The 23,588-nt window shown below is 64.2% G+C and carries 26 protein-coding genes and 1 tRNA gene; 11 read left to right on the top strand and 16 right to left on the bottom strand.

What is annotated here, in order from left to right; translation table 11 throughout:
* Positions 1-51 precede the first annotated feature (51 nt).
* Both ada and FPB55_RS03585 read right to left on the bottom strand, forming a co-directional pair.
* On the bottom strand, positions 52-1,110 hold the full coding sequence (gene ada, locus FPB55_RS03590; RefSeq protein ID WP_144187554.1) for a bifunctional DNA-binding transcriptional regulator/O6-methylguanine-DNA methyltransferase Ada: 1,059 nt from the start codon (positions 1,108-1,110) through the stop codon (positions 52-54).
* 54 nt (positions 1,111-1,164) lie between these two features.
* A complete protein-coding gene (locus FPB55_RS03585; protein WP_009686122.1) occupies positions 1,165-1,791 on the bottom strand; it encodes a DNA-3-methyladenine glycosylase in 627 nt (208 codons plus the stop codon).
* Positions 1,792-1,961: 170 nt separating this feature from the next.
* On the opposite strand from FPB55_RS03585, the gene FPB55_RS03580 reads away from it, so the two are divergent.
* On the top strand, positions 1,962-2,477 hold the full coding sequence (locus FPB55_RS03580; protein WP_144189588.1) for a sigma-70 family RNA polymerase sigma factor: 516 nt from the start codon (positions 1,962-1,964) through the stop codon (positions 2,475-2,477).
* Entirely contained in the window at positions 2,470-3,420 is a 951-nt protein-coding gene (locus tag FPB55_RS03575) for a FecR family protein (RefSeq protein WP_047149690.1), read from the top strand. The genes FPB55_RS03580 and FPB55_RS03575 overlap by 8 nt, the downstream gene beginning before the upstream one ends.
* A gap of 73 nt (positions 3,421-3,493) precedes the next feature.
* On the opposite strand, the gene FPB55_RS03570 is transcribed toward FPB55_RS03575, so the two are convergent.
* The 3 genes from FPB55_RS03570 to FPB55_RS03565 form a co-directional block, all read right to left on the bottom strand.
* Positions 3,494-4,651, bottom strand: coding sequence for an MFS transporter (locus FPB55_RS03570; RefSeq protein WP_144187552.1), 1,158 nt, complete (start codon positions 4,649-4,651; stop codon positions 3,494-3,496).
* 83 nt (positions 4,652-4,734) lie between these two features.
* A complete protein-coding gene (locus FPB55_RS26165; RefSeq protein WP_178097496.1) occupies positions 4,735-4,872 on the bottom strand; it encodes a hypothetical protein in 138 nt (45 codons plus the stop codon).
* Between the two features lie 106 nt (positions 4,873-4,978).
* Complete coding sequence (locus FPB55_RS03565; RefSeq protein ID WP_009686117.1) at positions 4,979-6,193, bottom strand: MFS transporter; 1,215 nt, start codon at positions 6,191-6,193, stop codon at positions 4,979-4,981.
* A gap of 191 nt (positions 6,194-6,384) precedes the next feature.
* Here FPB55_RS03565 and FPB55_RS03560 point away from each other — a divergent pair, with 191 nt between their 5' ends.
* Both FPB55_RS03560 and FPB55_RS03555 read left to right on the top strand, forming a co-directional pair.
* On the top strand, positions 6,385-7,308 hold the full coding sequence (locus FPB55_RS03560; protein ID WP_144189586.1) for a FecR domain-containing protein: 924 nt from the start codon (positions 6,385-6,387) through the stop codon (positions 7,306-7,308).
* A 95-nt stretch (positions 7,309-7,403) separates the two neighbouring features.
* Positions 7,404-7,480, top strand: a tRNA-Met gene (locus FPB55_RS03555).
* Between the two features lie 106 nt (positions 7,481-7,586).
* Here the strand turns inward: FPB55_RS03555 and FPB55_RS03550 are convergent.
* Positions 7,587-8,201 carry a LysE family transporter gene (locus FPB55_RS03550; RefSeq protein ID WP_144187550.1) on the bottom strand — a complete coding sequence of 205 codons (615 nt, stop codon included), beginning with the start codon at positions 8,199-8,201 and terminating at the stop codon, positions 7,587-7,589.
* Between the two features lie 187 nt (positions 8,202-8,388).
* Here FPB55_RS03550 and FPB55_RS03545 point away from each other — a divergent pair, with 187 nt between their 5' ends.
* Positions 8,389-9,306, top strand: a complete 918-nt coding sequence (locus FPB55_RS03545; RefSeq protein WP_144187548.1) for a LysR substrate-binding domain-containing protein — start codon at positions 8,389-8,391, stop codon at positions 9,304-9,306.
* A 27-nt stretch (positions 9,307-9,333) separates the two neighbouring features.
* Here FPB55_RS03545 and rimI read toward each other — a convergent pair whose 3' ends face one another.
* Positions 9,334-9,789 carry a ribosomal protein S18-alanine N-acetyltransferase gene (gene rimI, locus FPB55_RS03540; RefSeq protein ID WP_029887538.1) on the bottom strand — a complete coding sequence of 152 codons (456 nt, stop codon included), beginning with the start codon at positions 9,787-9,789 and terminating at the stop codon, positions 9,334-9,336.
* Positions 9,786-10,571, bottom strand: a complete 786-nt coding sequence (locus FPB55_RS03535) for a hypothetical protein (protein WP_054882059.1) — start codon at positions 10,569-10,571, stop codon at positions 9,786-9,788. Before FPB55_RS03535 ends, rimI begins: the two co-directional genes overlap by 4 nt.
* A gap of 458 nt (positions 10,572-11,029) precedes the next feature.
* Between FPB55_RS03535 and mksB the strand changes: the two genes are divergently transcribed.
* The 3 genes from mksB to mksF are packed head-to-tail and all read left to right on the top strand — an operon-like array spanning position 11,030 to position 15,844.
* Positions 11,030-12,319 (top strand): Mks condensin complex protein MksB, encoded by a 1,290-nt coding sequence (mksB, locus tag FPB55_RS03530; protein ID WP_009686111.1) that lies wholly within the window; start codon positions 11,030-11,032, stop codon positions 12,317-12,319.
* Positions 12,309-13,016 (top strand): Mks condensin complex protein MksE, encoded by a 708-nt coding sequence (gene mksE, locus FPB55_RS03525; RefSeq protein WP_009686110.1) that lies wholly within the window; start codon positions 12,309-12,311, stop codon positions 13,014-13,016. The genes mksB and mksE overlap by 11 nt, the downstream gene beginning before the upstream one ends.
* Complete coding sequence (mksF, locus tag FPB55_RS03520; protein ID WP_115293369.1) at positions 13,013-15,844, top strand: Mks condensin complex protein MksF; 2,832 nt, start codon at positions 13,013-13,015, stop codon at positions 15,842-15,844. Before mksE ends, mksF begins: the two co-directional genes overlap by 4 nt.
* Positions 15,845-15,978: 134 nt before the next feature.
* Here the strand turns inward: mksF and FPB55_RS03515 are convergent, their stop codons facing one another.
* The 5 genes from FPB55_RS03515 to rplU all read right to left on the bottom strand — a co-directional run bounded on the left by FPB55_RS03515 (position 15,979) and on the right by rplU (position 19,674).
* Positions 15,979-16,422, bottom strand: coding sequence for a CreA family protein (locus tag FPB55_RS03515; protein WP_161892746.1), 444 nt, complete (start codon positions 16,420-16,422; stop codon positions 15,979-15,981).
* Between the two features lie 22 nt (positions 16,423-16,444).
* Entirely contained in the window at positions 16,445-17,563 is a 1,119-nt protein-coding gene (proB, locus tag FPB55_RS03510; protein WP_009686107.1) for a glutamate 5-kinase, read from the bottom strand.
* An 85-nt stretch (positions 17,564-17,648) separates the two neighbouring features.
* Complete coding sequence (cgtA, locus tag FPB55_RS03505) at positions 17,649-18,875, bottom strand: Obg family GTPase CgtA (protein ID WP_029884881.1); 1,227 nt, start codon at positions 18,873-18,875, stop codon at positions 17,649-17,651.
* Positions 18,876-19,063: 188 nt separating this feature from the next.
* A complete protein-coding gene (gene rpmA, locus FPB55_RS03500) occupies positions 19,064-19,321 on the bottom strand; it encodes a 50S ribosomal protein L27 (RefSeq protein WP_003247464.1) in 258 nt (85 codons plus the stop codon).
* A 38-nt stretch (positions 19,322-19,359) separates the two neighbouring features.
* Positions 19,360-19,674 (bottom strand): 50S ribosomal protein L21, encoded by a 315-nt coding sequence (gene rplU, locus FPB55_RS03495; protein WP_003247466.1) that lies wholly within the window; start codon positions 19,672-19,674, stop codon positions 19,360-19,362.
* Positions 19,675-19,918: 244 nt separating this feature from the next.
* On the opposite strand from rplU, the gene FPB55_RS03490 reads away from it, so the two are divergent.
* The 3 genes from FPB55_RS03490 (at position 19,919) to FPB55_RS03480 (ending at position 21,725) form a co-directional block, all read left to right on the top strand.
* On the top strand, positions 19,919-20,887 hold the full coding sequence (locus FPB55_RS03490) for a polyprenyl synthetase family protein (protein ID WP_029884883.1): 969 nt from the start codon (positions 19,919-19,921) through the stop codon (positions 20,885-20,887).
* A 167-nt stretch (positions 20,888-21,054) separates the two neighbouring features.
* Positions 21,055-21,396 carry a zinc ribbon domain-containing protein YjdM gene (locus tag FPB55_RS03485; RefSeq protein WP_009686103.1) on the top strand — a complete coding sequence of 114 codons (342 nt, stop codon included), beginning with the start codon at positions 21,055-21,057 and terminating at the stop codon, positions 21,394-21,396.
* Positions 21,397-21,479: 83 nt separating this feature from the next.
* Positions 21,480-21,725, top strand: a complete 246-nt coding sequence (locus FPB55_RS03480; protein WP_054903906.1) for a hypothetical protein — start codon at positions 21,480-21,482, stop codon at positions 21,723-21,725.
* Between the two features lie 113 nt (positions 21,726-21,838).
* On the opposite strand, the gene FPB55_RS03475 is transcribed toward FPB55_RS03480, so the two are convergent.
* The 3 genes from FPB55_RS03475 to FPB55_RS03465 form a co-directional block, all read right to left on the bottom strand.
* Positions 21,839-22,456, bottom strand: coding sequence for an FKBP-type peptidyl-prolyl cis-trans isomerase (locus FPB55_RS03475; RefSeq protein ID WP_009686101.1), 618 nt, complete (start codon positions 22,454-22,456; stop codon positions 21,839-21,841).
* A 127-nt stretch (positions 22,457-22,583) separates the two neighbouring features.
* Positions 22,584-23,072, bottom strand: a complete 489-nt coding sequence (locus FPB55_RS03470; protein WP_003247486.1) for a TIGR00645 family protein — start codon at positions 23,070-23,072, stop codon at positions 22,584-22,586.
* A 147-nt stretch (positions 23,073-23,219) separates the two neighbouring features.
* Positions 23,220-23,558, bottom strand: a complete 339-nt coding sequence (locus tag FPB55_RS03465; protein WP_009686099.1) for a hypothetical protein — start codon at positions 23,556-23,558, stop codon at positions 23,220-23,222.
* Between the last annotated feature and the right edge of the window lie 30 nt (positions 23,559-23,588).

Here is a 23,588-nt window from a genome sequence, read left to right as displayed (position 1 = left end):
ATTCCTCTTTACAATCCGATTTGGCGGGGGATTCTACGCGGCTTCAAGGCATCAGGAGAGTGCCGTTTCTCGCGTCAGCAGTTGCTGCTTGCGCGCCACGCCCCAACGGTAGCCGCTGATGTCGCCATCCCGGCGCACCACACGGTGACAAGGTATGGCCACGGCGATGCGATTGGCCGCACACGCCAGGGCTACCGCCCGCACCGCCTTGGGCGCGCCAATGCGTTCGGCAAGGTCGCTGTAGCTGATGCGGCTGCCAGCCGGCACCTCGCGCAGGGCTTGCCACACGCGCTCCTGGAACGCTGTGCCTTGTACATCCAGCGGCAGGCCCAGGCCCAGCGCCGGGGCCTCGACGAACCCCACCACCTCGGCAACCAGTTGCTCATAACCGCGGTCACCGCCGATCAACCGGGCCTTGGGGAACTGATCCTGAAGTTCATGCAGCAGGGTTTCAGGATCGTCGCCCAGCAGAATCGCGCAAATGCCTTTGTCGCTTTGGGCCACCAGGATGGCGCCCAAGTAGCACTGGCCGAGGGCAAAATGAATGGTGGCCCCTGCGCCCCCGGCGCGGTACTGCCGGGGGCGCATACCCAGGCGCTGGTCGGCGCTGGCATAAAAGTGGCTGTTGGAGGTGTAGCCGGCGTCGTAGATGGCATCGGTGACCGAGCACCGAGCATCTTCCAGGTGCGCGCGCAGGCGCCGGGCGCGAAAAGCGCTGGCGTAGGCCTTGGGGGTAACGCCGGTTTCGGCTTTGAACAGCCGGTGCAGGTGGTACGGGCTGACGGCCAGTTGCGCAGCGAGCTGGTCGAGGCTGGGGCTGGGGTCGCTGGCTTCGATCAGGCGGCAGGCGCGGATGACCAACTGGCTATGGCGCGCCGCACTGGGCTTGGCGCCAGCGGTGCAGCGCTTGCACGCACGGTAGCCAGCGGCTTCGGCTAACGCAGGGGTATCGAAGAACTCGACGTTGCCGCGCTTGGCCAGCCGCGACTTGCAGTTGGGGTGGCAATAGATGCCGGTGGTGCGCACGGCATAGACGAAGTGCCCGACCGCAGCGGGGTCGCGGGCTTCGACGGCTTGCCAGCGTTGGTCGAGGGTGGTGTAGGCGGTCATTGGGTATGCTTCCAGACTCGTGCGGCCGGCTCCGGCCTTGGCGGTGTAAAAACCTCAGGCGCGCCACAGGTACCAGGCCGCCACGGTTCGGTATGGCCGCCAGGCGCCGCCCAGCGAACGCATCTGCGCCGGGGTCGGCGCCTTGTCCAGGCCCTTGAGGCGGCGATACCCCTCGCGCACGCCAAAATCGTCGACGGGCAGGATATCCGACCGCTCCAGGCTATAGATCAGCAGCATTTCCACCGTCCACCGCCCTACCCCGCGCAGCGCTACCAGGCGTTCGATCAGGGCGTCGTCACTCATGGCCAGTGCTGCTTCGCGGGTCGGCACCAGGCCGTCCAGCCTGGCTTGGGCAATGCCCTGGATAGTCGCCAGCTTGCTCGCCGAAAAACCGCAGGCGCGCAGGGTTTGCGGGCTTGCGGCCAGTAACTGCTCGGGCGGCGGAAACGCATGCTGCGGGAACAACGCCAGCAACCGGCCCAGGATAGCCTCAGCCGCCCGGGCATGCAGCTGCTGGTAGGCAATCGCGCGCACCAGCGCCTCGTAAGGTTCGCGGCCAGGGGTGGCCTGGTGCAGGCATGGCCCGGTCGCGGCGACATGTCGCGCCCAGTCAGGGTCGAGCGCCGCCAGGTATTCGCCGGCTTGGCGGTAAGCCGCAGGGGAAAGGTCGGCCAGAATCATGGCGGCTCCATCAAGTCGAGTGCAGGTGCAGCTTAGCGCAGCCGTTCATCGGGGGAACGCCGGTTCTTGCGCGGCTAATTCCTGGCCCACCATTGCCCCGCGCCATCCTCCGCGCATAGAATTGAGAACTGTTCACATTCGCACACCTCACGGGACCGGCCTTGGCAACGATGCAGATCAACGACACGCTCAAACCGGCCGAGGTCGCTCTGCTCTACCAGTCCCACCATGCCTGGCTGCGTGGCTGGCTGCGCAGCCGCGTGGGGTGCAGTCAACATGCGGCCGATCTGGCCCAGGATACCTTCGTGCGGGTATTGCGCGCGCGCCAGGCATCGCCGTTGAAAGAACCGCGCGCCTACCTAAGCAGCATTGCCCGCGGCTTGATGATCGACCAGTTCCGCCGACGCGCACTGGAGCGGGCTTACCAGCAGAGCCTGGCCCAGGTGCCAGAAACCGAAGCGCCCAGCGAAGAGGCCCGGTTACTCATCCTCGATACCCTGGCGCGCCTGGACCGCGCCCTGCATCAGCTCAAACCGCGGGCGCGCCAGGCCTTCCTGCTGGCCCAGCTGGACGGTTTGAGCATTGTCCAGATCGCCCGGCAGCTGCACGTGTCGCGCGCGACCATCGAGCGCGACCTGGCCAGCGCCCTGGGCGTCTGCTACCGGTTGCGCTACGCCGATGCCTGATGCCACCCCCACCCAAGCCCAGGTTGACCAGGCCATCGACTGGCTGGTGAAGCTGCGCTTCGACAGCCCCTGCCCGCGTACCCGGCAACAGTTTGAGCAATGGCTGGCCAGCCACCCGCATCACCCACTGGCCTGGCAGCGCGTAAGCCTGCTCAGCGACGAACTGGCAGGGCTGCCCAAGGACCTGAGCCGGCGCACCCTGGAAGGCAGCCAGCAGCAGCGTGGCAGCCGACGCAACCACCTCAAGCTGCTGGCGCTGCTGGCCGTCGGCGGCAGCCTGGGCCTGGCGGCGCGTGAACCACTGGGTTTACCTCAGCTGCTGGCCGACAACAGCACCGCCGTCGGCGAGCGTCGCCAGGTGCAGGGGCGCGACGGCAGCCGTATCCAGTTGAACACTGCCAGCGCCATCGACCTGGACTACAGCGTTGAACAGCGCCAGCTGGCGCTGCTACGCGGTGAAGTGAGCCTGGAGAGCAACGCCAACGACCACCGGCCGTTCCTGATCGAAACGCCGGTTGGGCGGCTGGTCACCCTGGACGGCCAGTTGCTGCTGCGTGAAAACCGCCAGGGCCTGCTGCTGGCGGTGCGCCGTGGCCAGGTCACGCTGTTCCCCGCCTCGGCACTGCGCAGGCAAGTACAGCCGGGCGAGACCTTGCAGGTGTGGCGCGACGGCCGTGTCCAGGCCGTAACGTTGCACAGTGACCCGTGGGGCTGGACTGACGGCGTACTCAGCGTGCAGCAGATGCCGCTTGGCGAGTTTGTCGCCGAACTGGGCCGTTATCGCCCGGGCCTGCTGCGCTGTGCGCCGGAAGTGGCCAGCCTGATGGTGTCTGGCACCTTCCAGTTGAGCGACACCGGCGCCATCCTGCACCTGCTCAGCCGTAGCCTGCCGGTGCGGGTCGAGTACCATACCCGGTATTGGGTCAGCATCGCAGCCGCCTGACGCTTGCAGGAGTGGCCTTGTACCGCGATGGGCCGCCAAGCGGCCATTTATGACCGAAGCAACTCCGAAGCCGTCAGTCCGCCAACGCGCGCAGGCGGCCCTCAGCGCGAAACGACTGCCGGGCAAAGCACACGAACAGCCCGGCCATCAGCGCCAGCGCCATTGGCAGGCCATGCGGCGCCACGCCCATCGCCGCGCCACTGACCAGCGGCCCGACCAAACTGCCTACGCCCCACAGCAGGCCCACGCTGGCATTGGCGGTCACCAGGTCCTGGCCCTTGAAGCGCTGGCCGATCAGCACCAACGCCAAGGTATAGATCCCCCCGGCCACCGCCCCCAGCACCACCAGCAAGGGCCACAGCAGCCACGTCAGGTCCAGCAACCAGGGCAAACCTATACCGATCGACATCGCCACCAGCCCGCACACCAGGTGCAGCCCGGTGCGCTCGACCCGATCGGCCAGCCAGCCAAGCGGCAGCTGGAACAACATGTCGCCGGCAAACACCACCGTCACCATCAACGCCGCCACACCCACGGCGAAGCCATGGCTGCTGGCGTATACCGGCAGCAACGACAGCACCACGGCGTCGAAGAACGAGAAGAACAGCACCGCCATGCACAACGCCGGCGCCACCCGGAAGAACCCCGCCAGGCCAAAGCTTTTCTCGCCTTCTTCGTGCGCCACATGGTCATTGGGCACCGTCAGCACGATGCACAGCAAGGCCAGGCCATAGCCAACGGTGACCACGCCGGTGATCCATGGGCTGTCCGCCCCCAGTACTGCCAGCATGGCCGGGCCGAGCACCTGGAAGCCGGTAAAGCTGGTGGCATACAGGGCCATGATCTTGCCGCGGTTGTGCTCCGGGCACAGTTCGTTGACCCACGACTCGCCCAGGATGATGGCGATACCCATGCCCAGCCCCAGGCCAAGGCGCAGCAGCGCCAGCAGCCAAAGCGAGCCAAAGGCCGCTTCGAGCAGGGCGATGCTGAGTGTGCACAGGCTGAAACACAGCATGTAGGTGGTGCGCCGGGTGAGGTGGCGGCAGCAGGCATCGACCAGGAATGCCGAAAGCATCATGCCGGCAGCAGGAATAGCCGAGATGATGCCGATTTCCAGGGTACCCGCCCCTGCTTCATGCAGGCGCAACGAAACCAGGGGCAGGCTCGCCCCCAGGCTGAAACCCACGACCGAAACGGCGAACAACAAGCCCGCCAGCAAACGCATGTTCATGTACCACTCCTTGCAAACCGGAAAAACGTGCAGACACAGGCGCGCAGGCCGAAGTGGCCAGCGGCGCGAACGCGCAGATCAGGTCAGGCGAGGTGTGGCGAGAAGGTGAAGGCAAACAGCACGCTGCGACGGCGCTTGAGTACCGTGTCGCTCGGCCACGCATGACGCAAGCCCAGACGGGCAGGCTGGCGGACGCTGGGCAGTGACGGGGTACGGCGCATTGCTTGGCTACTACGCAGGTGGGAGGGGAAAGTGGCGGCACTCTAGGCCAAGGACAGTCCGGTCGTCAATCGGCAGGGGCCGCCGCGCGCAGCGGCCCCGACGAAATCAGCGCTTGCCGGTATTGGGCAGGAACACCGCCAGCAATCCGAACAGCGGCAGGAACGAACAGACGCCATAGACGTATTCGATGCCCCGCAAGTCCGCCACGTACCCCAGCAGCGCCGCACCGATGCCGCCAAAGCCGAACATCAGGCCGAAGAAAATGCCGGCAATCATGCCCACGCTGCCCGGCACGAGCTCCTGCGCATACACCACGATGGCGGAAAACGCCGAAGCCAGAATGAAGCCGATCACCACGCTCAGTACCGTGGTCCAGAACAGATCGGCATAGGGCAGCGCCAGGGTGAACGGGGTCACGCCCAGGATCGAGAACCAGATCACCGCCTTGCGCCCGATACGGTCACCGATCGGCCCGCCGAAGAAGGTCCCCGCCGCCACGGCCCCGAGGAACAGGAACAGGTGCAACTGCGAACTCGCCACCGATACCGCGAATTTCTCGATCAGGTAGAAGGTGAAGTAGCTGGTGAAACTGGCCATGTAGAAGTACTTGGAGAACACCAGCAGGCCCAACACGATCAGCGCCACGATCACCCGCTGGCGGGAGATGCCATGGGTGGCCTGCACCGCCTTGCGTGCTTTGGCCTGGTTAAGGTGTTCCTTGTACCAGCCACGCAGCATCAGGGTTACGCCAAGGAAGAACAACGCCGCCAGGCCGAACCAGGCGACGTGGGTCTGGCCGAACGGAATGACGATGGCCGCCGCCAGCAACGGGCCCAGCGCCGAACCGGTGTTGCCCCCCACCTGGAAAGTTGACTGGGCCAGGCCGAAGCGCCCGCCGGAGGCCAGCCGCGCGATACGCGAGGTTTCGGGGTGGAAGGTGGAGGAACCGATGCCCACCAGTGCAGACGCCAGCAGGATCATCGGGAAGCTGCCGACGAAGGCCAGCATCACGATCCCCACCAGGGTGCACAAGGTGCCCAGCGGCAGCAGGTTCGGTGCCGGCCGACGGTCGGTGAAAAAGCCGACCCAGGGCTGCAACAGCGAGGCGGTGATCTGGAACGTCAGGGTGATCATGCCGATCTGGGCGAAGCTCAGGTTGTAATTGGCCTTGAGCATCGGGTAGATCGCCGGCAGTACCGACTGGATCAGGTCATTGATCAGGTGCGCCAGCGCGCAGAAACCGATGATACGCATCACCAGCGGCGTGGCCTGGTTGGCCGGTGCCTGGCTGGATGCGGTGGAGGCGCTACTGGTGGCCATTTGCCTAAATCTCCGTCCTCAGGTTTGGGATCCGATTATCGGGAAACAAATAGATACTTAGCTACCTTTTTTTCCCTCTGTCGCGACGTTCTTGAAAATGGTTCTCAATATAATTAGCATCCTTGTCTACTTCCCCTGTCATCGTTGGGCCCGCTGGCCCCTCTCGCGAGCAGACCGTACCCATGAGCCCGATGCCCGCCAAACAGCTGCAACCCGACCCCGAGCAGGAAGCGCTCGAGTGGTTCTCGGCGTTGCGCCACCCCAACTGTGACGGCGCCCAGCGCCAGGCCTTCGCGGCCTGGTGCCAAGCCGCTGAAAACGCCCAGGCCTATGCCGAGCTGGAGCGTTTCTGGCAGCAGGTGCAGCCCTCACCCGCCCGCCCTCGCCCACGGCCGCCAAGCGAGCGCCGCAGTCACCTGGGCAAATGGGTGGCGCTGGTCTTTCTCCTGGGCCTGGCCGCCGCAGCCTACCTCTACTGGCCGTGGATGCAGCGCCTGGCCAGCGAGCTGCACACCGATGTGGGCGAGCGGCGCAGCACGCGCCTGGCCGATGGCACGACCTTGAGCCTGGACAGCGCCAGTGCGATGAACGTGGACCTGCGCGGCCGTACCCGCCAGCTGCATCTGGTACAGGGCCAGGTGTACCTGCAGGTGGCGCTCGATGGGCGCGCCCTGGAGGTGGCAGTGGGTAACGCACGCATCCAGGTGTTCGGCACCCGCCTGCAAGTCACCCGCCATGCCAATCATGACGAACTGGTGGTCATCAGTGGCAAGGCCATGGTCGTGCGGGGGGGTGAGCAGCGCCTGGTCTCGACAGGTGAACGGGTAACCTTCGATGACACGCGCATCGGCACGGTACGCCCAGCGGACCTGAAAACCGTAGACAGTTGGCGCAGCGGCTACCTGAAGGCCAGCGACATGCCGCTGGGGCAGGTGCTGGAGCGCCTGGCCAGCTACCAGGGCCAGCGGGTATGGCTTATGGATGAACAACTGGCCCATCGCCGTGTAAGCGGCGATTTCAACCTCGACCGCGCCGGGAAAACCCTGCAATCCCTGGCCGCCACCCAGCATCTGCAGCTACAAGGCGTGCTCGGGCACTGGCTTGTGGTGCGCTAGAACCGGCCCTGGCCGCTAAGTTTTTGAAAGCGTGCAAATTTTTTTTGAAATGAGTGTTGACAGGGGGGGCGTTCAAGAGAATAATGCGCGCCATCGGCTACATAGCTCAGTTGGTTAGAGCATAGCATTCATAATGCTGGGGTCCGGGGTTCAAGTCCCTGTGTAGCCACCAAACAAGACGAAGGGCTTACCGCAAGGTAAGCCCTTTTTCTTTGCCTGCGAGAACTGCCGCATCTAAAGCAGCCCCGGGGCTGCTACTCCTTCTTGCCCCTTGGGCGTCAGCGGATGCCGCTCACTGCCACAGTCAACCCGAGCCCGATCAGCGCCACGCCGATCACCTGGTCCACCAGCACTTGGCGGTCGATCATGGCCTTGCGCAAGGCAGTGCTGGAAAAAAACACCGCGACCAGGCTGAACCACAGCCAGTGCGCGAACGACATGAACGCACCATAGGCAAATGCCAGCTGCAACGAGCTGCCCGGTTGCACGACCTGGGTGTAGGCACTGACCACGAACAACATGGTCTTGGGGTTCAGTGCGTTGGTCAAAAACCCCGTGCGCAGGGCTTGCAGCACCGAGGCACTGTTAGGCGCCCCACCCTCAAGGCTGATGCGCCGGGTATTGGTGACCGACTTGTACCCCAGGTAGATCAGATACCCGGCGCCCACCACCTTCATGGCCAGGAACAGCATCGGGCTCTGGCTGATGATCACGGCAATGCCCAGTACCGTGTATAGCACGTGCACCTGGACCCCCAAGGCGATCCCCACTGCGGCAGCCAGCCCGGCCTTGCGGCCTTGTGCATAACTGCTGCGGGTCACCATGGCGAAGTCGGCACCGGGGCTGATGACGGCAAGCAGGGTGAAAACAGCGACGGCAACGAGTTCGGTCATGGGGATAGCTCTCGATAGGCGATGAAAATGCACAGACCGAGGATTATCGCGAGCTTACGGTGCAGGAAAAATCGATTTATCGTGGTGCAAATCTGATAGTTTCAGTCACAGATAGCTAGCGCCTGCTCCAGCCAGCGTGTGATTGTGCAGGCTGCCCAACGCTGCAGTGCCGGCTTGGAGAACTGCCATGAAACTGCCCCCTCTCAACGCCTTCCGCTACTTCGACAGCGCCGCCCAAAGCGAAAGCTTCGTGCGCGCCGCCGAACACCTGCACGTCACCCACGGCGCCGTCAGCCGGCAAGTGCGCTTGCTCGAAGAAAGCCTTGGCGTAGAACTGTTCGAGCGCCGCAACCGGGCCATTTTTCTCACCGCCGCCGGCCGCGCGCTGCACGGCACCACCCAGGCGATCTTCGAACAACTGGAAGGCGCCGTGCAGCGCTTGCAACACCAGGCCCGCGACAATGTGCTGGTGCTGTCCTGCGAACCGACCATCGCCATGCGCTGGCTGATCCCGCGGCTGCCGCGTTTCCATGCAGCCCACCCCGATCTGCAGTTGCACCTGGTAGCCGCTGGCGGTCCGCTGGACTTCGCCCGCGGCGGCGTCGACCTGGCCATCCGCCGTGACGACTTCCATTGGGGTAACCAGTTGTTCAACCAGAAGGTCTGCGATGAGTGGGTCGGCCCGGTGTGCCGCGCCAGCGCCGGGTTCCGGCTCGACGACCAACGCCTGCTGCACAGCACCACCCGCCCCGCTGCCTGGCCCACTTGGCTGCGCCTCAGCGGCCAACGGGCGCGGCACTGCGAACGCAGCGACTACGAGCATTTCTATCTGTCGATCCAGGCTGCCAGCGCCGGTTTGGGCGTGGCCATGGCCTCTGCCTTGATGGTGCGCGACGAACTCGACAGCGGGCAGTTGCAGGCGCCGTTCGGGTTTATCCGCGATGGCTCGGCCTACCACCTGCTCAGCCCCCAGCCGTTGAACGATGGTGGCAAGCGCCAGCGCTTCACAGGCTGGGTCATGGAAGAGTGCCACGCCTGTCTGGCTCATTTGGGCTTGTTGCAGCCTGACGCCCCGGCACCCCCGGTGCCGGGGCAGCCGCGCTAGGCGATGTTAACCAGGCAGCACGCAGGGTCAGTCTTCAAGCAGGGTACAAGCCATCACCAGGGCATCTTCACGGCCACCCGCCACGGGGTAATAGTCACGGCGACGGCCGATTTCATTGAAGCCGTAGCGCTCGTACAAGCGGTAGGCCGACTGGTTGCTGGCGCGCACTTCCAGGAAGCATTCGCGGCCATTTAGCTGGTAGGCGCGGGCCATCAGGTGCTCCAGCAGGCGCAGGCCCAGGCCGCAGCCTTGGTTCTCGGGTTTGACGGTAATGTTGAGCAGGTGCGCTTCGTCGATGATCACGTTGATCACCCCATGGCCCACTTGCTGCTCGCCATCGAACATCAGCCAGACTTCGTAGGATTTGAGCGCATCCTGGAAAATCCCGCGGGTCCAGGGGTGGCTGAACGCGGCATATTCGATCTTAAGTACGGCATCCAGATCCGCCTCGGTCATCGGGCGAAAACTGATCGAGTCACTCATTCAACGCTCTTCCAGCGCGCCATCAGCTGGCGCATGGCTTTCCAGACGTCCGCCTTGCGCTGCGGCTCGTCCATCAACAGTTCAAGGCCCGGCAAGACCCAGGCGTCGCCCAGGCCGTCGAGCTTCAGGGTTTGATAGTAGGCCTGGGCGTCGGCGTTGGCGGCAAAGCGCACCGCTGGCAGGCCCACCAGCCAGAGGCAGGTGCACGGCGCGTCTTCCAGGCGCGCCTGGACGAAGCCCTGGACAAAATCACGCGCCGCCTCCGGGCCCTGGTCCATGTTGCCGCGTACCAGCAACGGCCAGCGCACCGGCTCGCCGATGATCTGCGGTGCATCGGGTAGCCCGGCGGCGCGCAGCATGTCCTTGAGCAGCAGGTAGGAAGGGTCGCGGCTCTGGAACGGCTGGCCGGTGGCCAGCTCGACCAGCAGCAGGCAACTGCCGGCGCGCAGCAACTGCAGCGCGAAACGTGGCGGTGGCACCGGCGCCGGCCTTGGTGGTGCGGGTTGCGCCTCGGCCTCGACCGCCTTGACTGCCGGCTTGGGCCCACTGCCGGGCCGCGGGATCTCGATTTTGGGCCGCTCGGCGGAGCGCGCCTGGGGTGCGATTGGCTTTTCGTTGCCAGGGGCTGGCGGCAGCACATCGAAGTCGAGGTCCTCGACCGGGGCCACCGGTAGCAGCAACTCGGGGCGCGACGGCGCAGCGAACGGCAGTTCGGCGCGCGGCAGCCAGTGCACCACTTGCATGGCGGAAAGGAAGGCGCGGCGGCGGGGTTCGGTGAGCAAGGGGCAGGGTCCGAGGGGGGGAGGCAGTTGGGCATTCTAACGTGTACGCCTTGGTTTTTGCAGCGTCTATCAGACCGAGCGCCGCCCGCGCGGCGCATCGCGACGCAAGGCCGCTCCCACATCTGTTTCGGGCCAGTCGCTCCTGTGAAGTCATCGCTGCCCGCCTTGCTTGCCCCCTTCGATATCGAAGGGGGCGCTGCTGCTTTTCTACAGTTTCCAGTCATACACCCAGGGTGCGCGCGCCAAGGACTCAGGAGTAATTGGCCCGAAACAGATGTAGGAGCGGCCTTGCGTCGCGATGCGCCGCGCGGGCGGCGCTCGATCTCACTGCCACCACAAAAAACACGCCATACACCCATGTGACATGAGGTTATCCCCCCATTACAGACCAAGGGGTGAAAACCTGCCCCCCGGATGCAGTACAATCGCCCCTTTTTCTTGGCAACGAGTCGAAGCCAATGATCGAACCCAAGCGCGTCCTGCGCGCCCTAGCCGAACACTGGGCCCTGATCGAGCCGCTGTGCGAGCGTTTCGACCAGGGCACCCTGAGCCTGGTCGAGCTGCGCCAGCATGTGGCCCGCCAGCAAGTAGAAAGCACCCCGCAGGACATCACCCAGCTGCTCGACGTGTGGATCCGCCTGGACATCCTGGTCCCGGTGGCCAAAAGCCCGAACCGTTTCGAGCTCAATGCGCAGATACACGACTTTCTCGCCTACCTGCGCCGCGAGCACCGGCTGGGCCTGTGCCTGGAGATCGAAGCCTACCTGCGCCACCTGGAACGCCTTGCGGGGCACATCCAGGACGCCTTCGACAACCGCGACAGCGACGACCTGGCGCGCCAGCTGCGCCTGCTCGACATGCGCGTGCGCGATGTGCTCAAAAAGCTCGACAACGACGAGCAGGCGCTGGTGGCCGTGGCCGAACGGGCCAAGACCAGCAACCGCCAGATCCCGCTGCGCCAGCGCTATGCCGAGGTCCTGGCCACCTGGGACGAGTACGTCGAGCCGATGATCCAGCTGGTCAACGCCGACGGCGCCTTCGAGCAAGGCGTGCGCAAGGTCGAGACCGTGCTGCTCAAGCTCCTGGGCGAACAGGCGCGCCTGGGCCACCTGGTCGATGACGACATGCTGCTGCGCACCCATGCGCGCATCCTGGAGATGCAGACCAACGCTCAGCTCACCCTGCGCCACGCCCGCGAACTGCTGTTGCCGCTGCGCGAAGAAGCCCGTCGGCACAACGCCGTGACCCGTGGCGCCGCACTGGCCCTGTCGGTGATCCGGCGCAAGGGCCTGGATGCCGTGCCGCAAGCGGCCATGCCGATGTTCACCCGCCCGCAAAGCACCTTCCTCGGCAGTGCCAGCCAGGTCGAAGCCTACGTGTACGCCCTGGCCCGCTTCGAGCCCAAGCCGGCGCGCTTCCCCAAGGCCCACAAGACGCAGTCCGGTGCCCTGCCCCGCGCCCCGCGCACGGTCAAGGAAATGGCCGAACGTTGCGAACAGGCGCTGCCCCTGCCCGACCTGATGGTCTGGCTGCTGGAGCAGGAGCCCGAAGGCGCCACCGACGAGTTGCTGTACTGGTTCTCGCGCCTGTCGCGGGAAAAGCGCTTCAAGCGCGAACGTCTGGACCGGCGCGAGTACACCACCCAGGAACACTTGGTCAGCCTGCGCTCGTTCGCCCTGACCTCCAGCCGCGAAGACGCCAACAGCGCGCCTACCGACCCCAACGCGAGCCCAGCCCATGCATCTTGATCTTTCCGAACTGTCCCAGCTCGCGCCGATCTTCCGCGAGCTGTTCAAAGGCTTCCACATCAGCCGTCGCGACCCCGAGCTGTACGCTCAGCTGTCGAACTTCCAGGACCAATATCGCACCCTGTTCAAGGCCCTGGGCTTCGAGCTGGTGTGCGACACCCGTGGTTTCTACTACTTCGTGCCGGACATGACCGCCGCGCAGGTCAACAAGACCGCGCAACGCCTGTCGCTGTTCACCTTCATCCTGGTCGAGCACCTGGCGGACCAGGGCCGCGACCCCATGGCAGTGCTGGACGGCGGCAGTATCGGCCGCGACGAGCTGCCCTCGTTGCTGGACAAGTACCGCGACCTGTTCCTGCAGGCCGAGGTGCAGACCGTCGACGAGCTTGAAGAGAAGATCCTGCGGCGCATGACCCAGCTGGGCTTCGCCCACGAAGAAGGCGGCATCTACCGCTTCCTGCCGCCCATGCACCGTTTCCTCGACGTGTGCCTGTCGGTGCAGCAGGACCGCGACCTGGCCGCCACGCTGCACAGCGACCTGCCGCTGCCGACCCCGGTATTGGTCGAGGAAGAAAGCCCCGAAGAACTCAACCGCACCGACGACCCGCTGGACCTCACGCCGTTCGAGGGCGAGGAAAGCGAAGAGGACGCCCTGGCCCGGGCCATCCGCGAAGAGCAACAGGAGATTGACGCATGAGCCAGGAACGCTACGGCATCCGCCGCTTTGCACTGCTCAACACTGCAGGCTACAGCCTTGGCCTGTTCCCGCTGGAGCACCCGCTGTCGGTCTACGGCGCCAACAACCTGGGCAAATCGGCGTCGATCAACGCGCTGCAGTTCCCGATCCTGGCACGCATGTCAGACATGAGCTTCGGCAAGTACAGCCTCGAGCAGTCGCGCCGCTTCTACTTTGCCAGCGACACCTCGTACATTCTCTGCGAACTGAGCCTGCCCCATGGCCCCCACGTGATTGGCGTGGTCGGCCGCGGGCCGGGCGGTGGTTTCGGTCACCAGTTCTTCGCCTACAAGGGCGAACTGGACCTGGCCCACTACCAGAAGAACGACACCTGCCTGCGCCAGAAAGAGCTCTTCACCAACCTCGAGCGCCTGGGCATAAAGGCTTACGAGGTCAAGCCCGACGAGCTGCGCCGGCTGCTGGTCGGCGGCCACACGTCGGTGCCGCTGGACCTGACCATGATCCCGCTGCGCTCCACCAGCGAGCAAAGCCTGAAAACCTTCCGCGCACTGTTCATCAACCTGCTGCACATGCGCGAGATCACTGCGGCCAAGCTCAAGCAACTGTTCCTCGATGCCTTCGAGCACAGCCTGCGCTCGGGCAGCGTTGACTACATCGCCGCCTGCGAAGAGGCCTTCCGCGACGTACGCCGCATGGAACAGGACTACAACGCCCTGGTCGCGGCCGGCCCGCTGGTCGAGGCGCTGGCGGGCGGCGTGGCCCAGCGTGACATCCTGCGCGGCAAGCTGCACCGCATTTCCCCGGTGCTCGACACCTTGCTGGGCACCTGGCAGGAATACGCCATGGCGCGCAAGGAAGAGCTGGTGATCCAGGCCGAGCACTACCGTGGCGAGCAGGACCGCCTGCAGAACGACCAGCGCGGCGGCACCCAGGAGCTGATGCGCCTGGAGCGCGAAATCACCGGTATCCAGCGCTGGCTGGGTGAGCTGTCGGTCCTCAAACACCGCTTTGCGCTGGTCGATGACGTGAAGGTGCTGGAGCAGCAACTGCTGGCAGCCAAGGACGCGCACGACGAACTGGCCGGTGCCCTGGCCCAGTCGCGGCAGTTCAGCGCCGAAGACCTCGACGAGCGTGTGCGCGACCTGGAAAAGCGCCTGAAGCAGGTCAAGCAGCAGCTCGACCATGCCGACAACAACAGCTATGCGCGCCTGCGCGAAGAGTTCTCGCAGCAGGACGTCGACCGCCTGATGCGCCTGTTCAACGGTGCGCTGTTCAGCCTGCCACTGGGCGAGCGCGGCATCGAGCTGGACGACAGCGACCTGTGGGTAAAGTCGCTGGAAGCGGTGCTCGACGGCTTCAAGGGCGAGCGCTTCGAGGCGCCGGGCCTGGCCATCGACCTGACCAACATCGACCCGCCGGCCCTGCAGGCCCTGGCCGACCGCGCCGCCCTGCGCGACCAGAAAGAGCGCCTGGAGAAAGAGCTGAAACAGCTCAAGACCCAGCAGGCCGTAGCCGCCGATCGCTCGGCCTCCAAGGCCCAGACCGAAACCCTGTATCAGGAAGTGCTGGACGCCCAGAAGGCCCTGGAAGACTACCGCCGCAGCCAGACCCTCGCTGCCGAAGAGCCGGAAAAACTCGAGCAACTGTCGCAACTGGAAGCCGCCCAGGACGAGCTCAAGCGCTCCAGCGACGCGTTCACCGAACGCGTCCAGCAACTGTCGGCCAAGCTGCAGCTGGTCGGCCGCCAGCTCGGCGACCTGGAGTCCAAGCAGCGCACCCTGGAAGACGCCCTGCGCCGCCGCCAACTGCTGCCGGCCGACCTGCCCTACGGTACGCCTTTCATGGAAGCCATCGACGATTCGATGGACAACCTGCTGCCGCTGCTCAACGACTACCAGGACAGCTGGCAGAGCCTGCAGCGCGTCGATAACCAGATCGAGGCACTGTATGCCCAGGTGCGCCTGAAAGGCGTGGCCAAGTTCGACAGTGAAGACGACATGGAGCGCCGCCTGCAATTGCTGGTGAACGCCTATGCGCACCGCACCGACGAAGCCCTGACCCTGGCAAAGGCGCGCCGCGCGGCGGTGACCGACATCGCCCGCACCCTGCGCAACATCCGCAGCGACTACGACAGCCTCGAGCACCAGCTGGCGCTGTTCAACCGCGAGATCAACAAGCGCCAGGTATCCAACCTGGAAAGCTTCCGCGTGGTGCTGGCGCCGAACAAGGAAGCGCTCAAGCATATCGACCAGATCATCCACAGTGCCGGCCAGTACGAGGAAGGCGAAACCCTGTCGGTATTCGACCTGACCCAGAGCGCCGAGCAGGACAACAAGAACGAAGAGGCCAAGGAGTACCTGGCGCGCCTGGTGGCGGCCAACCACAACCAACTGGGTTTGAAGGACCTGTTCGAGCTGGCGTTCGAGATCACCAAGGTCAACGGCCAGCCGGTCATCCATGCCGACATCGATGGTGCGGCGTCCAACGGCACCACCATGACCATCAAGGCGCTGACCAACATGTACCTGTTGCTGCACCTGATGGACCGCGACCTGGCCGGCCGTATTCGCCTGCCGTACTACCTGGACGAAGCGGCCGACATCGACGAGCGCAACCAGGCGGCACTGCTGGAAACCAGCCTGCAGCTGGGCTTCGTGCCGATTCTGGCGAGCGTAAAGCCCCAGGTATCGGCACGTGTGGCGATCGACCTGGAAGGTGGCAGCGGGCCGAATGGCATCTACATCGACGAGGCGGACTGGAAGTTCATCAGCCGCTTGGATGAGGTGAAAGCGGTTGTGCGTGAGGACCAGGCCGAAGAGTTGGCCTGAGGAACCTGGGGCCGCTTTGCGGCCCTTTCGCGACACAAGGCCGCTCCCACATTGACCGGCATATGCAGGACCTTTGTGGGAGCGGCCTTGCGTCGCGATGGAGGCCAAAGGCCTCCCGGCCATCTACCAGGCGATCACTGCGCCCAAGGCAAGATCGGAATCGCCGTCACCGCATTCTGTGGGCTGCCCTCGACGATGCGGTCGCTGTACACCAGGTACACCAGGGTATTGCGCTTCTTGTCGAGGAAGCGCACCACCTGCATGGTCTTGAACACCAGCGAGGTGCGCTCCTTGAACACCTCCTCGCCATCCTTGAGCTCACCCTTGAAGCTGATCGGCCCGACCTGGCGGCAGGCGATGGAGGCCTCCGCCCGATCTTCGGCAAGGCCCAGCCCGCCTTTCACCCCGCCCGTCTTGGCCCGCGACAGGTAGCAAGTCACACCTTCGACCTTGGGGTCGTCGAAGGCTTCCACCACGATGCGGTCGTTCGGCCCAAGGAACTTGAACACGGTGGACACCTGGCCGATTTCCTCAGCCCCGGCCAGCATGGGCAAGGCCAAAGCGGCAACGGCAATCATCCTTTTCAACACAGCCAAACCCTCAGACCAGAACCAGGTTGTCGCGGTGCACCAGTTCTGGCTCCGCTATGTAGCCCAAGGTGCTCTCGATGGCATCCGAAGGCTGGCCAATGATCTTCTGCGCCTCCAGGGCGCTGTAGTTGGCCAGGCCACGGGCGACCTCTGCACCGTCCGGGCCGACGCACACCACCATCTCGCCACGGCGGAAACTGCCTTGCACGGTTTTCACCCCCACCGGCAGCAGGCTCTTGTTGGCCTGGCGCAGCGCCTGCACGGCACCGGCATCCAGCACCAGGGTGCCACGGGTTTGCAAGTGCCCAGCCAGCCACTGCTTGCGCGCCGCGAGCATGCCGCGCTCGGGTGACAGCAAGGTCCCCAGACGCTCGCCAGCCTTCAGGCGGTCGAGCACGCGCTCGATGCGGCCACCGATAATGATGGTGTGGGCACCCGAGCGGGCCGCCAGGCGCGCGGCGCGCAGCTTGGTCTGCATGCCGCCACGGCCCAGCGCGCCACCGGTGCCGCCGGCCACGGCATCCAGCGCCGGGTCGTCGGCACGGGCTTCGTAGATCAGCTGGGCCTCGGGGTTGTTGCGCGGGTCGGCGTCGAACATGCCATCACGGTCGGTAAGGATCACCAACAGGTCGGCCTCGACCAGGTTGGCCACCAGCGCCGCCAGAGTATCGTTGTCGCCGAAACGGATTTCGTCGGTGACCACGGTGTCGTTTTCGTTGATGACGGGCACCACACCCAGGTCGACCAGGGTACGCAGGGTGCTGCGGGCGTTCAGGTAACGCTTGCGGTCGGACAGGTCGTCATGGGTCAGCAGGATCTGCGCGGTGTGCTTGCCGTGCTCGCCGAAGCTCGACTCCCAGGCCTGCACCAGGCGCATCTGGCCGATCGACGCAGCGGCCTGCAGCTCGTTCATCGCGCTCGGTCGCGAGGTCCAGCCCAGCTGGCTCATGCCGGCAGCAACGGCCCCGGAGGACACCAGTACCAACTCCACGCCCGCCTCACGCAGCGCGACCATCTGCTCGACCCAAACGGCCATGGCCCCGCGGTCGAGGCCCTTGCCATCGGCGGTCAGCAGAGCACTGCCAATCTTCACGACCCAGCGCTTGGCGCCCGTCACCTTGCTTCGCATCTTCTTCCAACCTATGTCGAATCTGTAGATACCGTGGATACAAAAACGCCGCTCCAGAGAGCGGCGTTTAGTGTACTGCAACCGGTCAGTCGCGCACGTAAATGATTTCCGGGCCGTCTTCGTCGTCCTCGAAATCATCGTCCCAACCGTCATCGTCGCCGATGTCGTGCACGCTCTTGACGCCGGTGCGACGCAGGGTGCGGGCGTCGTCCAGGGCCTGCAGCTGGGCACGGGCTTCGTCTTCGATGCGCTGGTCGAGGTCGGCCAGCTCTTCGGCGTAGGCCGGGTCGTTGGCCAGGCGGTCGGCGCGGTCTTCGAGGTAGCGCATCAGGTCGTGGCTGAGCTTTTCGGTGCCCTGCTTGGAGATGGCCGAAATCACGTAGACCGGACCGTCCCACTGCAGGCGCTCGACCACTTCCTGCACGCGTGCGTCGCGCTCGTCGTCCATGACCATGTCGGCCTTGTTCAGCACCAGCCAGCGCTCACGCTCGGCCAGCGACGGGCTGAAGCGGGTCAGCTCGTTGACGATCACTTCGGCTGCGTCGGCAGGGCTGCTCTCGTCCAGCGGCGCGATGTCCACCAGGTGCAGCAGCACGCGGGTGCGGGCCAGGTGCTTGAGGAAGCGGATACCCAGGCCGGCGCCATCGGAAGCACCTTCGATCAGGCCGGGGATGTCGGCGATGACGAAGCTCTTCCAGCGGTCGACGCTGACCACACCCAGGTTCGGCACCAGGGTGGTGAACGGGTAATCGGCCACTTTCGGCTTGGCGGCCGAAACCGAGCGAATGAAGGTGCTTTTGCCGGCGTTTGGCAGGCCCAGCAGGCCCACATCGGCCAACACCTTCATTTCCATCTTCAGGTCACGCTGCTCACCCGGCTTGCCTGGGGTGGTCTGGCGCGGTGCCCGGTTGGTACTGGACTTGAAGCGCGTGTTGCCCAGGCCGTGCCAACCGCCTTGGGCGACCATCAGTTTCTGCCCCGGGGTGACCAGGTCACCGATCACTTCCTGGGTGGAAGCATCGATCACGGTAGTACCGACCGGCACACGCAGGAACAGGTCTTCACCCTTCTTGCCGGTGCAGTCGGTGCTGCCGCCGTTGGCGCCGCGCTGGGCTTCGTGGTGACGGGTGTAGCGGTAGTCGACCAAGGTGTTCAGGTTTTCGTCGGCAACCATGTACACCGAGCCGCCGTCACCGCCATCCCCGCCATTGGGGCCACCGTTCTCGATGAACTTCTCGCGACGGAAGCTCATGCAACCGTTGCCGCCGTCACCGGCCTTGACCCGAATAGATACTTCGTCAACAAACTTCATTAAAACCGCCTCTCGTCGGCAGACGAGCTGAATGACTCAAAAACATGAGGCTCTTGCAAAAATGAGCGCGGCGGCCCCGTACGACCGTAGAAACCAACGCCGGCAACCCAGACAAACAGCTTTGCAAGAGGCTCACCACAAACGAAAAAGCCCCGTCGCATGACGGGGCTTCTGGAGCGACGTCGCGATTAAGCGGCGACGATGCTCACGTAACGGCGCATGAACTCGCCTTTCTTCTCGAACTTGATCACGCCTTCGATCTTGGCGAACAAGGTGTGATCCTTGCCCATGCCAACGCCGTAGCCAGCGTGGAATTCGGTGCCGCGCTGACGGACGATGATGTTGCCTGGCTTGATAACCTGGCCGCCATACATCTTCACGCCAAGGCGTTTCGATTCTGAGTCGCGACCGTTACGAGTACTACCACCAGCCTTCTTGTGAGCCATGGTTCAATTCTCCAAATAAATTCAGGGGATCTAGGGGATTAAGCCTGGATGCCGGTGATTTTGATCTCGGTGAACCACTGGCGGTGGCCCATACGCTTCATGTGGTGCTTACGACGACGGAACTTGATGATGCGAACCTTGTCGTGGCGGCCTTGCGAAACGACTTCGGCCACTACTTTAGCGCCAGCAACAACTGGAGCACCGATGGTGACTTCTTCACCGTTGGCGACCAGCAGGACGCGATCGAAAGTCACGGATTCGCCAGTGGCGACTTCCAGTTTTTCGATCTTGAGGAATTCACCTTCAGCGACTTTGTACTGCTTGCCGCCGGTAACGATTACTGCGTAAGACATGGTATTTCTCCGATAATCCTGCTCACCCAGCGCTTTATATGATGAGTATTGGCTGGCATGGCTGCACAGGGCTGGAACGGCCCGGCGCAATTGCGTAAGGCAGGTGCTGCCCAGGAAGTTAGGGTGCGCGATTGTACGCAACCACGGTTTTGCTTGCAAGTGCCGCCCCCGGCCAGCTGGCACCGCGCCTTGACACACCGGGACCTGCGACCTAGCATGCCGCGCAACCTCACTGGAGCAGCCGATGCAACCCCAAACCTTCTACCGCGCGGTAGCTGATGATTTCAGCGCCGTCGACGAGATCATCAAGAAGCAGCTGACCTCGCGCGTGCCGCTGGTATCGAAGATCGGCGACTATATCACGTCCGCCGGCGGCAAGCGCCTGCGCCCCCTGCTGGTCCTGCTGTGTGGCAAGGCCCTGGGCCGTGAAGGCGACGACCTGCGCCTGCTGGCTGCCACCATCGAGTTCCTGCACACCGCCACCCTGCTGCACGACGATGTGGTCGACATGTCCGGCATGCGCCGCGGCCGTTCCACCGCCAATGCCCTGTGGGGTAACGCGCCGAGCGTGCTGGTGGGTGACTTCCTTTATTCGCGCTCGTTCGAAATGATGGTCGAGCTGGGCTCGATGCCGGTCATGCAGATCCTGTCCAAGGCCACCCGGGTGATCGCCGAGGGTGAGGTGCTGCAGCTGTCGCGGGTACGCGACGCCAGCACCACCGAGGAAGTCTACATGGAGGTCATCCGGGGCAAGACGGCCATGCTGTTCGAAGCCTCCACCCACAGCGCCGCGGCGCTGGCCGAAGCCACGGACGCGCAGCGCGAAGCCCTGCGAACCTTTGGCGACCACCTGGGCGTGGCCTTCCAGCTGGTCGACGACCTGCTGGACTACAAGGGCGACTCGCAGACGCTGGGCAAGAACGTTGGCGACGACCTGGCCGAAGGCAAGCCTACCCTGCCGCTGATCTATACCATGCGCGAAGGCACTGCCGAACAGGCGGCGCTGGTGCGCCAGGCCATTCAGAAGGGCGGCCTGGAAGACCTCGAGCAGATTCGCGTGGCAGTCGAGGAATCGGGTGCGCTGCAGTACACCGCAGAGCTGGCTCGTGATTACGTGAAGCGCGCCATTGCGTGCCTTGAGGTGCTGCCAGCCAGCGAGTACCGCGATGCGCTGGTTGAGCTGAGCGAGTTTGCAGTCGCGCGCACGCACTGACAGACCGAGCCGCTTCTTCGCGGGCTTGCCCGCTTCCACAGGTTGATACCGACACTGTGGGAGCGGGCAAGCCCGCGGTTGCTTTTGTCCGGACATAATCCCTTCTGGAAAAATACCTTTTACAATGCGGGCTTTCTACCGCCCGTCTGTTTGTTTGAGGAACCGAAGTGAGCACTCTGCCACCCTGCCCGAAATGCAATTCCGAATACACCTATGAGGATGGCACTCAGCTGATCTGCCCTGAATGCGCCCACGAGTGGTCGGCCAGCGGCGATGCCGAGGCCGCCAGCGACGAGGTGGTGAAAAAGGATTCGGTCGGCAACATCCTGCAGGATGGCGACACCGTTACCGTGATCAAGGACCTGAAGGTCAAGGGTTCATCCCTGGTGGTCAAGGTCGGCACCAAGGTCAAGAACATCCGGCTGTGCGATGGCGACCACGACATCGACTGCAAGATCGACGGCATCGGCGCTATGAAGCTGAAGTCCGAGTTCGTTCGCAAAGTCTGATTACATGAATTCCGCCAATTGGCGCTTGCTATTCTGATAATAAGAATTATTCTCATTGGAATCGATTTCCAAGGAGAGTAGCCATGACTTATCTGATCGACGCCTGGCTGGACCGCCCTCACCCTTACCTGCGCATTCTTCATCGGGAAACCGGCGAAGTGTGCGCGGTACTCGAAGCAGAAGCCCTCGACGAACTGCGTGACCAGGGCGACCTGGACATGAGCGGGTTGAATTCGAGTGAACCGGGGGTATTGAAGGAGCTGGTGCGGAATCTGTTTCTGTTCTGCTATGCGCGGGCGTTGCGCCCTACGGGAACAGACTGGAACTGAGGTTTTCAGGCCCGGCCTCATCGCTGGCAAGCCAGCTCCCACAAGTACTGCTAACGCGACACCTGTGGGAGCGGGCAAGCCCGCGAATGGGCCGCAAAGCGGCCCCGGCGATCTTACAGAACGTCGAGCAGCTCGACGTCGAACACCAGCACGCTGTGTGGCGGGATGCTGCCCACGCCTTGGGCGCCGTAAGCCAGCTCGCTCGGCACGTACAGGCGCCATTTGCTGCCTGCGTTCATCAGCTGCAGGGCTTCGGTCCAGCCAGCGATCACGCCGCCGACCGGGAATTCAGCCGGCTGGCCACGCTCGTAGGAGCTGTCGAACACAGTGCCGTCGATCAGGGTGCCGTGGTAGTGCGTGCGCACGTTGTCTTCACGGCTTGGCTTGGCGCCGTCGCCGGCAGTCAGCACTTCGAACTGCAGACCGGAAGCCAGGGTCGTGATGCCGTCACGCTTGGCGTTCTCGACCAGGAATTCCTTGCCCGCGGCAGCAGCGGCTTCGGCCTTGGCCGCCGCTTCGGCTTGCATCACTTCGCGGATGACCTTGAAGCTGGCCGACAGGTCGGCTTCGCTGACGCGGCTGTCGGCGCCGTTGAAAGCGTCGGTCAGGCCGGCCAGGATCGCTTCCAGGCTGACGCCTGGTGGTGGGTTGTCGCGCAGCTGGCCGCCCAGCTGACGGCCAATGCCGTAGCTGACGCGGGTTTCGTCGGTGGACAGGTTGAGTTCGGACATTGTCGTGCTCCACTGCAGGGCGCAGTGCAGCCGCGCCCTTGATGAAAAGGGCGAGCAGCCTAGCACACTGGGCCGCCGCGAGCAGCTACCAGGCCGAAGGCTGCGCGCGCGAACAGCCCTGTACAACTCAGTGCTTGGTCAGCTTGTCCAGGTAGCCCATGCAGAACGCCGAAACCACGAAGGTCATGTGAATGATCACGTACCACATCAGGTAGTCGGTGGAGATGTTCTGTGCGTCCATGAACACGCGCAGCAGGTGAATGGACGAAATGGCCACGATCGATGCGGCCACCTTCATCTTCAGCGACGAAGAGTCCATTTTGCCCAGCCAGTTGAGCTTTTCCTTGCTTTCGTCGATGTCCAGTTGCGAGACGAAGTTCTCGTAGCCGGAAATCATCACCATCACCAGCAGGCCGCCCACCAGCGACATGTCGATCAGCGACAGGATCACCAGGATCAGGTCGGCTTCACTGAGGGCGAAGACGTTGGGCAGGACGTGGACCACTTCCTGGAAAAATTTCAGCGCAAGGGCCAGCAGGCCGAGTGACAGGCCGAAGTAGATCGGGGCGAGCAGCCAGCGCGAGGCATACATCGCGTTTTCGAGGATACGTTCCATGAAGTTCGGGACTCATCAGGTGACTAAAAAAGCGACGGCGAGTATAGCCAGCCACCTGTTGCAGCAAAAGCCCGATCCAGGCGACCACGACCCCCTGTAGGGCGGCCTTGCGTCGCGATGGGCCCGCAAAGCGGCCCTAGCGCTCGCTCAGGTCTCCGGATGGAACTGGTAGTCCCCCAGGTTCCGGCAGCGCTCGCCGTTGATCCGGCGCAGCTGCGCCTGCAGGTGCAAGCACCAGATCTGCGGGTCTTCTGCCACCTGGTACCCGTGCAGGGTCAGGCTGTCGACGATGGCATGCAGCACCGACTCGGCCACCATTGGCCCATGGAACGGCCCCTGGGCCTTGATTGCAGAGGGTTGTTCACCGGCCATGCCGGCGGCGAACAGCAAGGTCCACATGCCGGTGTCGCCGGCCAATGGGCGGATGCTGCATTCGATGCGGGTCACCAGGCCCAGGCACTGGCGTGTGAGGCTGAGGTTGCGCATGGCCGCGTCCCCTCCAATGAGCCTTGTTCA

Origin of the sequence: Pseudomonas sp. BJP69 (genome assembly GCF_007633355.1) — a bacterium.
Taxonomy (GTDB): Bacteria; Pseudomonadota; Gammaproteobacteria; order Pseudomonadales; family Pseudomonadaceae; genus Aquipseudomonas; species Aquipseudomonas juntendi.
The sequence above is the reverse complement of the archived record's forward strand: the minus strand, read 5'-3'. Positions and strand labels throughout refer to the sequence as shown.

What these genes read in the sequence shown, in the direction of transcription:
- ada (WP_144187554.1), bottom strand. Translation starts at nt 1,110, where the DNA reads ATGACCGCCTACACCACCCTCGACCAACGCTGGCAAGCCGTCGAAGCC.
- FPB55_RS03585 (WP_009686122.1), bottom strand. Translation starts at nt 1,791, where the DNA reads ATGATTCTGGCCGACCTTTCCCCTGCGGCTTACCGCCAAGCCGGCGAA.
- FPB55_RS03580 (WP_144189588.1), top strand. Translation starts at nt 1,962, where the DNA reads ATGCAGATCAACGACACGCTCAAACCGGCCGAGGTCGCTCTGCTCTAC.
- FPB55_RS03575 (WP_047149690.1), top strand. Translation starts at nt 2,470, where the DNA reads ATGCCTGATGCCACCCCCACCCAAGCCCAGGTTGACCAGGCCATCGAC.
- FPB55_RS03570 (WP_144187552.1), bottom strand. Translation starts at nt 4,651, where the DNA reads ATGAACATGCGTTTGCTGGCGGGCTTGTTGTTCGCCGTTTCGGTCGTG.
- FPB55_RS26165 (WP_178097496.1), bottom strand. Translation starts at nt 4,872, where the DNA reads ATGCGCCGTACCCCGTCACTGCCCAGCGTCCGCCAGCCTGCCCGTCTG.
- FPB55_RS03565 (WP_009686117.1), bottom strand. Translation starts at nt 6,193, where the DNA reads ATGGCCACCAGTAGCGCCTCCACCGCATCCAGCCAGGCACCGGCCAAC.
- FPB55_RS03560 (WP_144189586.1), top strand. Translation starts at nt 6,385, where the DNA reads ATGCCCGCCAAACAGCTGCAACCCGACCCCGAGCAGGAAGCGCTCGAG.
- FPB55_RS03550 (WP_144187550.1), bottom strand. Translation starts at nt 8,201, where the DNA reads ATGACCGAACTCGTTGCCGTCGCTGTTTTCACCCTGCTTGCCGTCATC.
- FPB55_RS03545 (WP_144187548.1), top strand. Translation starts at nt 8,389, where the DNA reads ATGAAACTGCCCCCTCTCAACGCCTTCCGCTACTTCGACAGCGCCGCC.
- rimI (WP_029887538.1), bottom strand. Translation starts at nt 9,789, where the DNA reads ATGAGTGACTCGATCAGTTTTCGCCCGATGACCGAGGCGGATCTGGAT.
- mksB (WP_009686111.1), top strand. Translation starts at nt 11,030, where the DNA reads ATGATCGAACCCAAGCGCGTCCTGCGCGCCCTAGCCGAACACTGGGCC.
- mksE (WP_009686110.1), top strand. Translation starts at nt 12,309, where the DNA reads ATGCATCTTGATCTTTCCGAACTGTCCCAGCTCGCGCCGATCTTCCGC.
- mksF (WP_115293369.1), top strand. Translation starts at nt 13,013, where the DNA reads ATGAGCCAGGAACGCTACGGCATCCGCCGCTTTGCACTGCTCAACACT.
- FPB55_RS03515 (WP_161892746.1), bottom strand. Translation starts at nt 16,422, where the DNA reads ATGATTGCCGTTGCCGCTTTGGCCTTGCCCATGCTGGCCGGGGCTGAG.
- proB (WP_009686107.1), bottom strand. Translation starts at nt 17,563, where the DNA reads ATGCGAAGCAAGGTGACGGGCGCCAAGCGCTGGGTCGTGAAGATTGGC.
- cgtA (WP_029884881.1), bottom strand. Translation starts at nt 18,875, where the DNA reads ATGAAGTTTGTTGACGAAGTATCTATTCGGGTCAAGGCCGGTGACGGC.
- rpmA (WP_003247464.1), bottom strand. Translation starts at nt 19,321, where the DNA reads ATGGCTCACAAGAAGGCTGGTGGTAGTACTCGTAACGGTCGCGACTCA.
- rplU (WP_003247466.1), bottom strand. Translation starts at nt 19,674, where the DNA reads ATGTCTTACGCAGTAATCGTTACCGGCGGCAAGCAGTACAAAGTCGCT.
- FPB55_RS03490 (WP_029884883.1), top strand. Translation starts at nt 19,919, where the DNA reads ATGCAACCCCAAACCTTCTACCGCGCGGTAGCTGATGATTTCAGCGCC.
- FPB55_RS03480 (WP_054903906.1), top strand. Translation starts at nt 21,480, where the DNA reads ATGACTTATCTGATCGACGCCTGGCTGGACCGCCCTCACCCTTACCTG.
- FPB55_RS03475 (WP_009686101.1), bottom strand. Translation starts at nt 22,456, where the DNA reads ATGTCCGAACTCAACCTGTCCACCGACGAAACCCGCGTCAGCTACGGC.
- FPB55_RS03470 (WP_003247486.1), bottom strand. Translation starts at nt 23,072, where the DNA reads ATGGAACGTATCCTCGAAAACGCGATGTATGCCTCGCGCTGGCTGCTC.
- FPB55_RS03465 (WP_009686099.1), bottom strand. Translation starts at nt 23,558, where the DNA reads ATGCGCAACCTCAGCCTCACACGCCAGTGCCTGGGCCTGGTGACCCGC.